The organism is Streptomyces sp. NPDC043726 (assembly GCF_056436565.1).
Genome location: NZ_JBWKCI010000010.1, coordinates 21,756 through 35,507, shown reverse-complemented (window position 1 = coordinate 35,507; position 13,752 = coordinate 21,756). Strand labels below are relative to the sequence as shown.

At 71.1% G+C, this 13,752-nt stretch carries 8 protein-coding genes; 4 read left to right on the top strand and 4 right to left on the bottom strand.

Going from position 1 to position 13,752, the window contains the following annotated elements; genetic code table 11:
* Positions 1–83 precede the first annotated feature (83 nt).
* From AC068Z_RS27665 to AC068Z_RS27650, 4 genes are all read left to right on the top strand, one after another.
* Positions 84–1,460: an alpha-amylase gene (locus tag AC068Z_RS27665; protein WP_478561108.1), complete on the top strand. Its 1,377-nt coding sequence runs from the start codon at positions 84–86 to the stop codon at positions 1,458–1,460.
* A gap of 128 nt (positions 1,461–1,588) precedes the next feature.
* A complete protein-coding gene (gene pulA, locus AC068Z_RS27660) occupies positions 1,589–6,982 on the top strand; it encodes a pullulanase-type alpha-1,6-glucosidase (protein ID WP_478561105.1) in 5,394 nt (1,797 codons plus the stop codon).
* A gap of 79 nt (positions 6,983–7,061) precedes the next feature.
* Positions 7,062–8,666 (top strand): SpoIIE family protein phosphatase, encoded by a 1,605-nt coding sequence (locus tag AC068Z_RS27655; RefSeq protein WP_478561102.1) that lies wholly within the window; start codon positions 7,062–7,064, stop codon positions 8,664–8,666.
* Positions 8,667–8,697: 31 nt separating this feature from the next.
* The gene (locus tag AC068Z_RS27650) at positions 8,698–9,048 is read left to right on the top strand and encodes a 5-carboxymethyl-2-hydroxymuconate Delta-isomerase (RefSeq protein WP_478561099.1); all 351 of its coding nucleotides are present in this window, start codon (positions 8,698–8,700) and stop codon (positions 9,046–9,048) included.
* Positions 9,049–9,085: 37 nt separating this feature from the next.
* Here AC068Z_RS27650 and AC068Z_RS27645 read toward each other — a convergent pair whose 3' ends face one another.
* The 4 genes from AC068Z_RS27645 to AC068Z_RS27630 form a co-directional block, all read right to left on the bottom strand.
* The gene (locus AC068Z_RS27645) at positions 9,086–9,775 is read right to left on the bottom strand and encodes a TetR/AcrR family transcriptional regulator (RefSeq protein ID WP_478561096.1); all 690 of its coding nucleotides are present in this window, start codon (positions 9,773–9,775) and stop codon (positions 9,086–9,088) included.
* 57 nt (positions 9,776–9,832) lie between these two features.
* The gene (locus AC068Z_RS27640) at positions 9,833–10,846 is read right to left on the bottom strand and encodes a PDR/VanB family oxidoreductase (RefSeq protein ID WP_478561094.1); all 1,014 of its coding nucleotides are present in this window, start codon (positions 10,844–10,846) and stop codon (positions 9,833–9,835) included.
* Entirely contained in the window at positions 10,846–11,760 is a 915-nt protein-coding gene (locus tag AC068Z_RS27635) for a metal-dependent hydrolase (RefSeq protein WP_478561091.1), read from the bottom strand. The genes AC068Z_RS27640 and AC068Z_RS27635 overlap by 1 nt, the downstream gene beginning before the upstream one ends.
* A 64-nt stretch (positions 11,761–11,824) precedes the next feature.
* Positions 11,825–13,741 (bottom strand): hypothetical protein, encoded by a 1,917-nt coding sequence (locus AC068Z_RS27630; RefSeq protein ID WP_478561088.1) that lies wholly within the window; start codon positions 13,739–13,741, stop codon positions 11,825–11,827.
* Positions 13,742–13,752 lie beyond the last annotated feature (11 nt).

Genomic DNA, 13,752 nt, shown 5'->3' with positions numbered 1-13,752 from the left:
CCCTTGCTGTAAACCTTTCGTCAGCGGTACGTTCACGCCGGCGCCGGGCAAAGACGCCCGGCCGTCGAGCAAGGAGCCCCCACGTGATATCGAGATGGACAGCGACCGCCACCGCGGTCGCCGCCGCGGCGGCCGTCCTGGCCCCCGCCGGCACCGCCCAGGCCTCCCCACCGGGCACCAAGGACGTCACCGCCGTGATGTTCGAGTGGAAGTTCGCCTCCGTCGCCAAGGAGTGCACCAACACCCTCGGCCCCGCCGGTTACGGCTACGTCCAGGTCTCCCCGCCCGCCGAGCACATCCAGGGCGCGCAGTGGTGGACCTCGTACCAGCCGGTCAGCTACCGGATCGCCGGCCGGCTCGGCGACCGTACGGCCTTCCAGAACATGGTCAGCACCTGCCACGCGGCCGGGGTGAAGGTCGTCGTCGACACCGTCATCAACCACATGTCCGCGGGCAGCGGCACCGGGACGGGCGGATCGTCGTACACGAAGTACAACTACCCCGGCCTGTACTCCTCCTTCGACTTCGACAACTGCACCGCGCAGATCACCAACTACGCGGACCGCGCCAACGTCCAGAACTGCGAACTCGTCGGTCTCGCCGACCTCGACACCGGTGAGTCCTACGTCCGCGGCGCCATCGCCGGGTACATGAACGACCTGCTCTCCCTCGGCGTCGACGGCTTCCGCATCGACGCGGCCAAGCACATCCCGGCCGCCGACCTCGCCAACATCAAGTCCCGGCTGACCAACCCGGGCGTGTACTGGAAGCAGGAGGCCATCTACGGCAGCGGCGAGGCCGTCCAGCCCACCGAGTACACGGGCAACGGCGACGTCCAGGAGTTCCGCTACGCCTACGACCTCAAGCGCGTCTTCAACAACGAGAACCTCGCCTACCTGAAGAACTACGGCGAGGGCTGGGGCTACATGAGCAGTTCCGTCTCCGGTGTCTTCGTCGACAACCACGACACCGAGCGCAACGGCTCCACGCTCAACTACAAGGACGGCGCCAACTACACGCTGGCCAACGTCTTCATGCTCGCCTACCCCTACGGCGCCCCGGACATCAACTCCGCCTACGAGTGGTCCGACATCGACGCCGGGCCGCCCAACGGCGGTACCGTCAACGCCTGTTGGCAGGACGGCTGGAAGTGCCAGCACAAGTGGCCCGAGATCATGCGCATGGTCGCCTTCCGCAACGCCACCCGCGGGCAGGCCGTCACCAACTGGTGGGACAACGGCGCCGACGCCATCGCCTTCGGCCGCGGCTCCAAGGGCTACGTCGCCATCAACCACGAGTCGGGCAGTCTGACCCGCACCTACCAGACCTCGCTCCCGGCCGGCACGTACTGCAACGTGCAGAACAACACCACGGTGACCGTGAACTCCAGTGGTCAGTTCTCGGCCACGCTCGGCTCCAACACCGCGCTGGCGATCTACGCGGGCAAGTCGAGCTGCTGAGGCGGACCGGCCTCAGCGGCTGAAAGTTCTTACCGATCATTTCAGGACTCTTGCTGTAACGCTTACGGCGGCGATACGGTCGCGCGGGGTCGGACCCAACAGAGCCGTATCGCAAGGAGTTCACGTCAGTGATACCTAGATGGCCGGCGCCGCCCAGGCGCCGCACCGCGCAGGCCGGACGGGTCGCCGCGGTCACCGTGACCGCGTTGGCCGCGGCGCTCGTCCAGCCGCTCGCGGCGCGGGCCGAGACCCCGCCCGCGCCCCCGTCCGACGCCCGGCTCGCGGCCGAACCCGCCCGCCACGAGGCCACCCGCGAGCAGTTCTACTTCGTGCTCCCGGACCGCTTCGCCAACGGCGACCGGGGCAACGACGAGGGCGGACTGACCGGCTCGCGCCTGAGCACCGGTTACGACCCCACCGACAAGGGCTTCTACCAGGGCGGCGACCTCAAGGGCCTGACCCGGAAGCTCGACTACATCAAGGGCCTCGGCACCACCTCCATCTGGATGGCCCCGATCTTCAAGAACCGGCCCGTCCAGGGCACGGGGAACAACGCCTCGGCCGGCTACCACGGTTACTGGATCACCGACTTCACCCAGGTCGACCCGCACTTCGGGACCAACCAGGACCTGGAGAACCTCATCTCCAAGGCGCACGCCAAGGGCATGAAGGTCTACTTCGACGTCATCACCAACCACACCGCGGACGTCGTCGACTACGAGGAGAAGTCCTACGACTACCTCTCCAAGGGCGCCTTCCCGTACCTGACCAAGGACGGCGAGCCCTTCGACGACGCCGACTACGCGGACGGCACGCGCGACTTCCCCGAGGTCGACGCCGACTCCTTCCCGCGCACGCCGAGGACGACCACGACCGACAAGGTCCCGTCGTGGCTCAACGACCCGACGATGTACCACAACCGGGGCGACTCCACCTTCGCCGGTGAGAGCTCGGAACAGGGCGACTTCTCCGGCCTGGACGACCTGTGGACCGAGCGTCCCGAGGTCGTGCGCGGGATGGAGAAGATCTACCAGCGCTGGGTCAGGGACTTCGACATCGACGGCTTCCGCGTCGACACCGTCAAGCACGTGAACCTGGAGTTCTGGACCCAGTGGGCGACCGCCCTCGACGAGTACGCGGCCCGGCAGGGCCGGGACGACTTCTTCATGTTCGGCGAGGTGTACTCCGCCGACACGAGCATCACGTCCCCGTACGTCACCCAGGGCCGCCTCGACGCCACGCTCGACTTCCCCTTCCAGGAGGCGGCCCGGCAGTACGCCTCCCAGGGCGGCAGCGCGCAGCGGCTCGCGTCCCTGTTCGCCGATGACTACAAGTACACGACCGACAAGGCCAACGCGTACGAGCAGGTCACCTTCCTCGGCAACCACGACATGGGCCGGATCGGGTACTTCCTGAAGCAGGACAACCCCAAGGCCACGGACGCGGAACTGCTCGCCAAGGACCGGCTCGCCAACGAGCTGATGTTCCTCAGCCGCGGCAACCCGGTCGTCTACTACGGCGACGAGCAGGGCTACACCGGCGCCGGCGGCGACAAGGACGCCCGCCAGACCCTGTTCGCCTCCAAGACCGCCGACTACCTGGACGACGACCAGATCGGCACCGACCGCACCCACGCGAGCGACGCCTACGACCCGAGCGCACCGCTCTACCGGCAGATCAGCGCGCTCTCCAAGCTCCGCAAGGCCCACCCGGCCCTGGCGGACGGCGTCCAGACCGAGCGCTACGCGGCCGACGGCGCCGGCGTCTACGCCTTCTCCCGCACCGACGCCCGGACGAAGACCGAGTACGTCGTCGCCTTCAACAACGCCTCCGAGGCGAAGTCGGCCACCTTCGCGACCGGTTCCGCGGGCATGCGCTTCAAGGGCGTCTACGGCACCGGCACCGCCGTGACCTCCGACGCCGACAAGAAGATCACCGTCACCGTCCCGGCCGGTTCCGCGATCGTCCTCAAGGCCGACGGCAAGCTCCCCGCCCCCGCCGCCAAGCCCACGATCACCCTGAAGGCCCCGGCCGCCGGGGCCACCGGGACGGTCGAGATCGCCGCCGACGTCGACGGCGGCCGGCTCAACCGCGTCGTCTTCGCCGCCCAGGTCGGCAACGGCAAGTGGCGCACCCTCGGCTCCGCCGACCACGCCCCGTACAAGGTCACGCAGGTCGTCGGCGCGGACGTACCGGCCGGAACCGCCCTGCGCTACAAGGCGGTCGTGGTTGACTCCGCGGGCCGCACCGCGAGCGCCCTCGCGCAGAGCACCACCGGCACCCCGCCCGCCGAGGAGACGCCCACCGCCTCCTCCCGGGACTACGCGATCGTCCACTACAAGCGCACGGACGGCGACTACGCGAACTGGGGCCTGTACGCCTGGGGCGACCTCGCCGACGGCGAGTCCACCAATTGGCCCGACAGCCACCCGTTCGTCGGCCGGGACGCCTACGGCGCCTTCGCCTACGTCAAGCTCAAGCCCGGCGCCTCGAACGTGGGCTTCCTGGTCATCGACAAGGACGGCAACAAGGACGTCTCCATCGACCGCACGATCGATGTCACCAAGTCCGGTGAGATCTGGATCGAGCAGGGCAAGGAGGAGGTGAGGACCGAGCGGCCCGAGTACCCGGCGCAGGACAAGTCCAAGGCCGTACTGCACTACCACCGCGCGGACGGCACCTACGACGGCTGGGGTCTGCACGTCTGGACGGGTGCCGCGAACCCCACCGAGTGGTCGAACCCCCTGAAGCCGGTGAAGACTGACAGCTATGGTGCGGTCTTCGAGGTACCGCTCACCGACGGTGCCACCAGCCTCAGCTACATCCTGCACAAGGGCGACGAGAAGGATCTCCCCGCCGACCAGTCGCTGGACCTCACGGCCAACGGGCATGAGGTGTGGCTGTTGAACGGCCAGGAGAAGTACCTGCTGCCGCAGCCCGCGGGCAGTGCCGCCGCGCTCGACCTGACCACCTCCAAGGCGGTCTGGATCGACCGGAACACGGTCGCCTGGAACGGCTCGGACGCGGCCGCCTCCACCCAGCTGCTCTCCTCGCGCACCGGATCGATCGCCGTCGAGAACGGCACCCTGACCGGCGCCGACCAGCGGTGGCTCCGGCTGTCGAAGACGTCGCTCACCGACGCCCAGAAGGCGCGGTTCCCGCACCTGAAGTCGTACACCGCCTGGACCGTAGACCCGCGCGACCGCGAGCGGGTCCGTGAGGCCCTGCGCGGCCAGGTCGTCGCCTCCCAGCGCGCGGCCAACGGCGCGGTGCTCGCCGCGACCGGCGTGCAGATCGGCGGCGTGCTCGACGACCTCTACGACGCGACGAAGGCCGACCTCGGGCCGACGTTCGCCAAGGGCCGTCCGACGCTGTCCGTCTGGGCGCCGACCGCGCAGTCGGTGAAGCTGGAGCTCGGCGACTCCACCGTCGCCATGAAGCGCGACGCCCGCACCGGCGTCTGGTCCGTCACCGGCCCGGCCTCCTGGAAGGGCAAGCCCTACCGGTACGTCGTGAAGGTGTGGGCGCCCAGCGTCCGCCAGGTCGTCACCAACAAGGTCACCGACCCCTACTCCCTCGCCCTGACCGCCGACTCCGAGCGCAGCCTCGTCGTCGACCTCGCCGACAAGTCCCTGGCCCCGGCGGGCTGGTCGACGTACACCAAGCCGAAGGCGGTGCCGCTGAAGGACGCGCAGATCCAGGAGCTGCACGTCCGGGACTTCTCGGTCGAGGACGGGACGGCCGCCCACAAGGGCACCTACCTCGCCTTCACCGACAAGCTCAGCGACGGCTCCAGGCACCTGCGCAAGCTGGCCGAGGCGGGGACGTCGTACGTCCATCTGCTGCCCGCGTTCGACATCGCCACGATCCCCGAGAAGAAGGCCGACCAGGCGACGACGGACTGCGACCTGGCCTCCTTCGCGGCCGACTCCGACAAGCAGCAGGAGTGCGTCCAGAAGATCGCCGCGAAGGACGCCTACAACTGGGGCTACGACCCGTACCACTACACGGTCCCCGAGGGCTCGTACTCCACCGACCCGGACGACACCACCCGTAACGTCGAGTTCCGCAAGATGGTCAAGGCGCTCAACGAGGACGGCCTGCGGGTCGTCATGGACGTCGTCTACAACCACACCGCCGCCAGCGGCCAGGCCGCGACGAGCGTCCTGGACCGGATCGTGCCCGGCTACTACCAGCGGCTCCTCGCCGACGGCTCGGTCGCCAACAGCACCTGCTGCGCCAACACGGCCACCGAGAACGCCATGATGGGCAAGCTGGTCGTCGACTCGATCGTCACCTGGGCCAAGGAGTACAAGGTCGACGGCTTCCGCTTCGACCTCATGGGCCACCACCCGAAGGCCAACATCCTCGCCGTCCGCGAGGCCCTCGACGCGCTGACCCTGGAGAAGGACGGCGTCGACGGCAAGAAGATCATCCTGTACGGCGAGGGCTGGAACTTCGGCGAGGTCGCCGACGACGCCCGCTTCACCCAGGCCACGCAGAAGAACATGGCGGGGACGGGCATCGCGACCTTCTCCGACCGGGCCCGGGACGCGGTCCGCGGCGGCGGGCCCTTCGACGAGGACCCGGGTGTCCAGGGCTTCGCGTCCGGCCTCTACAACGAGCCCAACTCCTCCGAGAACAACGGCACCGAGGCGGAGCAGAAGGCCCGTCTGCTGCACTACCAGGACCTGATCAAGGTCGGTCTGTCCGGCAACCTCGCGAACTACCGGTTCACCGACACCAGCGGCAAGCAGGTCAAGGGCGCCGAGGTCGACTACAACGGCCAGCCCGCCGGATACGCGGAGGCGCCCGGCGACGCCCTCGCCTACGCCGACGCGCACGACAACGAGTCCCTGTTCGACGCCCTCGCCTTAAAGCTGCCCGCCACGGCGAGCGCGGACGACCGGGCCCGGATGCAGGTCCTCGCCATGGCCACCGCCACCCTCTCGCAGGGCCCGGCGCTCTCCCAGGCGGGCACCGACCTGCTGCGCTCCAAGTCGCTGGACCGCAACTCCTACGACAGCGGCGACTGGTTCAACGCCATCCACTGGAACTGCGCCGACGGCAACGGCTTCGGGCGCGGGCTGCCCATGGCCGCCGACAACCAGTCCAAGTGGCCGTACGCCACACCGCTGTTGAGCACGGTGAAGGTCGGTTGCGAGCAGATCGACGGGGCCTCGGCCGCCTACCGGGACCTGCTGCGGATCCGGTCGACGGAGGGTGTGTTCTCGCTCGACTCGGCCGAGCAGGTGCAGTCGAAGCTCGCCTTCCCGCTGTCCGGCACGGACGAGACGCCCGGCGTGATCACCATGACGCTCGGCGACCTCGTGATCGTGTTCAACGCGACGCCCGAGCGGCAGGAGCAGCGGGTGACGCAACTGGCCGGGAAGGGTTACGCGTTGCACCAGGTGCAGGAGAAGGGCGCGGATCCTATCGTCAGGACGTCGTCGTACGAGAAGGAAACCGGGACCTTCGCCGTTCCGGGGCGCACTGTCGCGGTCTTCTCCCGAATCGGCTGACATCGCACTAAGTTGGGTGGAGCGGGCCCCCTGCGGGGTCCGCTCCACCCCGTTTTCCACGCCATGAGAGCGGCCGGAGATGAACGGTTACGACGACGGGCCCGGCCCGACGACCGTCATGGTCGTGGACGACGTGGCGGCCAACCGGTACGCCATGGGCGCCGTGCTGCGGCGCGCCGGGCATCGCGTGGTGCCCGTGGCGAGCGGCGGGGAGGCGCTCGTCGAGCTGGACGCGCGGCTGCAGGAGGGCGCGCTGCCCGACGTGGCCCTCGTGGACGTCGGGCTGCCCGACATGAGCGGCTTCGAGCTGTGCCGCCAGGTCCGGGCCCGTCCCTCCACGGCCACCCTGCCCGTCGTCCACTTCTCCGCCGCGGCCGTCGGCCCGCACGACCGGTGCATGGGCCTGGACGCGGGCGGCGACGCCTATCTGACCGTGCCGGCCGAACCCCAGGAGATCCAGGCCGTCGTCCGGGCCGCCGTGCGCGGGGCGCGTCGGCGCGGTGACTTCGAACTGCTCGCGCACCGGCTGACCCTGCTGTCCGAGGCGATCGTCACCGTGCAGGCGGCCCGTTGTCCGCGGGAGCTGGCCGACGCGGCTGCCGAGGGCGCGGCCCGGCTCACCGGCACCGACGCCGTCGTCTTCGTGCTCGGCCCGGACGGCGACACGGCAACCGGCACCTCCCGCAGCCGGCTCATGATGCCGGACGCGAGCGCGCACGAGGCGGTCGTACGGCTCGTCTCCCGGATCGCCAAGGGGCGCACCCGGGTGCACAGCACGGTCGTGCCCGCCCCGCTGTGGCCCGCCGGGTTCTTCCGTCCCGGGCGGCAGGACGACGCCCGGCTGGTGCTGGCGTTCACCAAGGAGGGGCACACCCCGGTGTGCGTCGCCACCCCGGCGCGCCGCACCCCGCGGGACACCGCGTCGCTGCTCCGGCTCGCCCAGGCCACCGCCTTCGCCGCCGAGCCGCTGCTCATGTACCAGGCGGAGCGGCACATCGCGCTCACCCTCCAGCGCAGCTTCCTGCCCGAGCCGCACCGGCTGCCCCGGCTGCCGGGCGTGGACCTGGTCGTGCGGTACGTGCCCGCGTCCCGGGAGACCGAGATCGGCGGGGACTTCTACGCCGCGCTGCGCACCCCGAGCGGTGTGCTCACCGCGGTCGGGGACGTCGTCGGGCACTCGCTGGAGGCGGCCACCGTGATGGTCGAGATCCGGCACGCGCTGCGCGCCTACTGCGTGGAGGACGGCGACCCGCGGGAGCTGGCCGAGCGGCTCGACCGGATGCTCACGCACTACCACCCCGAGGTCACGGCGACGGTCTGCCTGGTCCTCGCCGACCCCGCCACCGGGCGCGCCCGGATCGCCAACGCGGGGCACATCCCGCCGCTCATCGTGCGCGAGGGCGGCGAGGCCGAGTACGTGAAGGTGCGCGGCCCGCTGCTGGGCCTCGGCCTGAACCGGCCGGAGCCCACCGAGATCTCCCTGGCCCCCACCGATCGCCTGCTGATGGTAACCGACGGCCTGATCGAGACCCGCGGCATCGACCTCGCCGTATCGATGGAACAACTGCGCACGGCCGCCGCCGCGGCCCCACCGGCGCCGGCCGCCCTGTGCGACACCCTGCTCGGCTGCTTCGGCCAGGACCGGGAGGACGACATCGCGATGCTGGCACTGCGACTAGGGTGAGACCTGTTGCCGCCGTAGAACAGGAGTGCCCATGCCGCAGATCCTCGTCACCCGTACCGGGCGCGACGACGTCGACTGGGAGGGGTTCGCCGCCGCGCTGAACCAGCTGGTCGTCGAGAAGGCCGCCGCCCGTATCGAGGCGTGCAAGACGCAGGTCGTGCGCGGTGAGGACGTGGCGGTCGGTGACGACATCGAGGGCCACGGCCTCGTGCACGTCTCGATCGGCCTGCTCGCCGGGCGCACCGACGAGACGAAGGCGGAGCTGACCGAGGCGGCGGTGGAACTGCTGCGCAAGTTCGTCCAGCCGGAGGACGGCTACCGCATGCACGTCTCCGCCGAGGTCCGCGACCTCGACCCGTCCTATCGCAAGGCCGAGTACTAGGCCGGTTGTCGCAGGGCCGAGTACCAGTCCGGGACCGCTAGGACGCCAGCGCGATCAGCCGGGCGGCCAGGTCGCTGAACAGGCCGTCGGCCGGCTCGTCCTGGAGCATGCGGCGCAGCAGCGCCGCCATCTCCTCGTCGTGGGCGGCGCTGACGGCGGCCAGCGCGGCGAAGTCGTGCACGAGCTGGACCTCCAGCTCCTCGCGCGGGATGCGCCGGCCGTCCAGCCAGATCAGCGCCGTCGACTCGGCGAGCGAGATCCAGGAGCGGACGACCAGTTCCAGCCGCGCGGGCGGGTCCTCGATGCCCAGCTGCGCAAGGATCTGGTCGTACGCGGCCTGCCGTACGGAGTTGATGAGCGCGTTCGTGGTGGACGAGCCGACCGCCGGGCCGCCCCGCATCAGCGCCGCGAAGCCGGGTCCGTGCTCGTCGACGAAGTCGAAGAAGCGGCGCATCACCCGCAGCAGCCGGGCCCCCCGCGGCCCCTCGTGCGGCTCCACGAACCGGGACGCGAGATCGTCCGAGGCCCGCTTCAACGCGGCCTCGTACAGGCTGAGTTTGCCGGGGAAGTAGTGGTAGACCAGCGGACGGGAGATGCCCGCGGCCGACGCTATCTCGTCGATGGAGACCTCGTCGGGCGAGCGTCGGCTGAAGAGGTCGAGGGCGACGCCGATCAGCTGCTGCCGTCGCTCCTCGACGCCCATTCTGCGGCGTACCCCGGTAGTCATACGAACACCTTACCGATCGGATTCGGCCCGAGAACGGGCCGCACCGGCCAAGGGTGTTCACATGTCCAGCACCAGACGCTCACCGCGCGCCCGCGAGACACAGATGAGCATCGAGTCGTCACGCTCCGCGTCCGTCAGCAGCTCGTCCCGGTGGTCCACCTCGCCCTCCAGCACCCGCTGTTGGCAGGTCCCGCAGAACCCCTGCTCGCAGGAGTACAGCGTGTCCGGCAGTTCCTCGCGCACGGCGGCCAGCACGGACGAGCCCGCCGGCACGGTCACCGTCCGTCCACTGCGCCGCAGTTCGACCTCGAAGGCGGCCCCCGGCGCGGTGGCACGTGGTGTGAACCGCTCCAAGTGCACCCGCGGGAACCGCGCCTCGACCGCCGCCATCAGCCCTTCCGGCCCGCAGCAGTAGACGGCGGCGCCCTCCGGCACCTCCAGCGCGTCCAGATCCGGCACCCCGGTGACGACCGTCACCCGGTCCAGCTTCTCCAGCTCGTCCACGAACGGCATCGACTCCCGTGACCGCCCGCAGTACAGCAGCCGCCACCCGGCCCCCTCCGGCAGGGCCCGCAGCATCGGCAGGATCGGCGTGATCCCGATGCCGCCCGCCACGAAGACGTACGACTCCGCCTCGACCAGCGGGAACCGGTTCCGCGGCCCGCGCACCTCCAGCTCCATGCCCTCGGCCAGCTGCTCGTGCACCTCGCGCGAACCGCCCCGCCCGTCCTGGACCAGCCGGGTGGCGACGGTGTACGACGAGGTGTCCGCCGGGTCCCCGCACAACGAGTACTGCCGGACCAGCCCCGAGGGCAGCACCAGGTCCAGATGCGCGCCGGGTTCCCAGCGCGGCAGGTCGTGGCCCTCCAGCCGCAGCCGTACGACACCGTCGGCGACCTTCTCGTGCGCGGTCACCAGCAGCCGCAGCGCCCGGGACCGGGGCCGCCCGGAGGTGGGTTCCTCCAGCGCGGGCATCGGCCACAGCGGCGAGCCCTGGATGCGGCGGCGCAGGGCGCGCCGAGTGAGGAGCGCGGCCCCGGTGACGACGAGGACCGTTCCGAGTCGCGGCATCACTTGGCGCCCTCCTGCGCGGCCTCGGCGGCGAGCGCGGCGGGGGAGGAGGCCAGGTACGCGACCGCCTGCTCGGTGGAGCCCTCCTGGGAGGGGTGGTACGTCCGGCTCAGGTAGGTGGGGATCGAGCGGAGCATGTCCCCGGTGGTGGGCAGCACCCCGCGCCGGCCGCGCAGGTAGAAGGCCTTGAAGCTCGCCTTGCCGGCCGGCAGGGTCGGGTCGTTCGCCATGAAGAAGCGGGTCCCGCGCTGCCACAGGAACACCAGCGCGGCGAAGGACAGGGCCCAGGTCCGCACGCGCCGCCGATAGCCGCCGTCGACATGCATGAACAGGTCGAAGGCCACCGAGCGGTGCTCGACCTCCTCGGCGCCGTGCCAGCGCAGCAGGTCCAGCATGGTCGGATCGGCACCGCGCCGGTCCAGCTCCTCGGCGTTGAGCACCCAGTCGCCCAGGAAGGCGGTGTAGTGCTCGATGGCCGCGATCAGCGCGACCCGCTCCATCAGCCACCAGCGGCGGGCCGGTCCCGGCGGCAGGGTCCGGTCCCCGAGCAGCTTCTCGAAGAACCAGTCCACCTGCGCGATGTACGGCGTCGGGTCGAGCCCCAGCTCCCGCAGGTGCGGCAGGACCTCGTCATGGGCCTGGGAGTGCATCGCCTCCTGGCCGATGAACCCGATTACGTCCTCGCGCAGCCGCTCGTCCCGGATGTACGGCAGGACCTGCTTGTACACGTGCACGAACCACCGCTCACCGGCGGGCAGCAGCAGATGCAGCACGTTGATGGTGTGCGTGGTGAACGGGTCCCCCGGCACCCAGTGCAACGGGGTGTCCTCCCACGAGAAGGACACCTTGCGCGCCTTGAGCGGTATGCGCTCGTCCTCGACGGGTAGGGGCACCCGGGCCTGCTTGTTAGACATGGCGTCAATGTACTGACGGGTAAGTCCGAGGGGAACCCTCGTGCACCGACTTCCGGAACAGGACTCAGCGCAGTCCGCTGATCGCCCGTCCGCTCTCCAGCGTCCCCTTCAGCTCGGCCTGCGCGCCCTGTTCGGTCTCCGCCGTCAGCAAAGAGCCCTGCGCCGAGGCCTCCACCCCGCCCGTCGTGCGGACCGACGCCGTGTCCCGGCTGCCGGCCGCCAGCAGGTACCAGGACCCGCCCTGCGCCTTCCACAGCACTCCGGCCAGCACATGCGGATCCCGCGGACCGCACGCCGGGACGTTCTCCGCCTTCGCCGCCACCGCGCCGTACGCACCGCCCGGCGTGCGGAACTGCGCCAGCACACGCGTGCCGCCGCCCCGCCAGGTCTCCGCGCGGGTGCACACCCAGTCCGCGGTGCCGCTCGCGTCCGGCAGCGGCTGGTGGGCGTACTCCCAGGCGTTCACCGTCCGCACCCCCTGCACCCGCACGGCGGCCAGCGAGCAGGCGTACGGCGCCCAGGTGCGCAGTTCCTCCGCGCCGGAGGCGTCCTTGGCGGAGCCCGGCCGCCCGGTGGTCAGCCGCGCCGGGACCAGTTCGCCGAGGTCCGACAGCACGCGGGTACCGCTGTCGTCGGTCACCTGGAGGACGTTCCACGACGTGCAGTTCGACTCCTGCGCGGCCGGACTGGCCAGCGGCGAGGTCACGCCCTCGGTCAGCGTGAGCGCCATCGCCCCGGAGGACGGCTTCAGCAGATCCCGCTCGGCCGCCTTCTTCACCCACGGCGCCATCAGATAGCGGACGTTGCCGTCGGACCGGCCCAGCACCACGGCGCTCGCCTCGGCGCCGGTCGCGCCGTCGACCCGCGCGAAGTCCATGGCGGCACCGGCCGTGCCGTCCTTCGGCTCGGCGTAGCGGGCGATGCGCAGTCCGTCGTAGAGGATCACCACGCGCGCGTTGTCGACCACGCCCGCGTACAGCAGTTGCGGCGGGCCCGAGGGGCCGCCGGAGGGGGTGCCGGGGGTGACCGAGACGCGGACGCGCTCACTGGGGCGCGCCCAGACGGCCAGGGCGCGGCGCAACAGCGCCCGGTCGGCGGTGAGTTCGCCGCGCGCGGGCCAGACCGAGAAGTCGGTGCGCGAGGCGGTCTGCCAGGCGGCCGGCGCCACCTTCGTCAGCCGGCTCGGGTCGAGCGCGGCCTCGGCGGCCGGGTTCTTCGCGTACGACGGAGCCGCCGCGCCGTCCGGACCCCACCCCTCGCCGGGCAGCCCGAGCAGCGCCCCGCACACCACCAGGGCGGCCCCCGCGACCAGCGCGGCCTTCATGTGCTGACGCCGGCGCATCAGATCGGTGGGCCGGGCCTGGAGCGAACAGGGGTCGAACTCGGGGGAGTCGAGCAGCGCGTACTGGGCCTCGACGGTGTCCGCCTGCTCCAGTGCCGCGTCCACGTCCGGCACCCCGGCCGCCGTCAGCACCTCGCGTACGTCGCCGTCGGGGAGCTTCTCCAGGCCGCGCAGGACGTACACCGCGCGCGCCGCGCCGGACAGGGCCGACAGCCGCTGGTCCAGGGCGAGTTCGTCGGCGCCGCCCGAGCGCGGGAACAGCCGCAGGCCCCGCACCTGGGGCAGCAGCGGCGGAAGCTGGGACCGCTTGGGCCACGCCCTGAACGTCAGCGGCAGGCCCGCCTCCAGCGCGGTGCGCACCACCTGGAGCCGCACGAAGGCGTACCCGGGGTCTCCCTCACGGCCCGTCGACTGCGCCGGGATCACGGGCGTGGACGTCCGGCCCCGGGGCAGGGCCCGCTGGGTGAGGGCGTGGGCGGTCAGGACGCGCCGGTTGCGGCCGAGGCCCGGGGGCAGGACCAGGTAGGCGAGCCGGACCAGACGGGGGTAGTGCTCGACGAGCGCCGCCTCGGCCTGTTCGACGTCGACGACGGGGTCGGAGGCGGGTGTGGGGCGCGGGGCGACATCCTGTGACTGCACGTCCAGCCAAA

Excerpts from the sequence above, each read along its gene's own strand:
- AC068Z_RS27655 (WP_478561102.1), top strand. The coding sequence starts at position 7,062 with ATGAACGGTTACGACGACGGGCCCGGCCCGACGACCGTCATGGTCGTG.
- AC068Z_RS27650 (WP_478561099.1), top strand. The coding sequence starts at position 8,698 with ATGCCGCAGATCCTCGTCACCCGTACCGGGCGCGACGACGTCGACTGG.
- AC068Z_RS27645 (WP_478561096.1), bottom strand. The coding sequence starts at position 9,775 with ATGACTACCGGGGTACGCCGCAGAATGGGCGTCGAGGAGCGACGGCAG.
- AC068Z_RS27640 (WP_478561094.1), bottom strand. The coding sequence starts at position 10,846 with ATGCCGCGACTCGGAACGGTCCTCGTCGTCACCGGGGCCGCGCTCCTC.
- AC068Z_RS27635 (WP_478561091.1), bottom strand. The coding sequence starts at position 11,760 with ATGTCTAACAAGCAGGCCCGGGTGCCCCTACCCGTCGAGGACGAGCGC.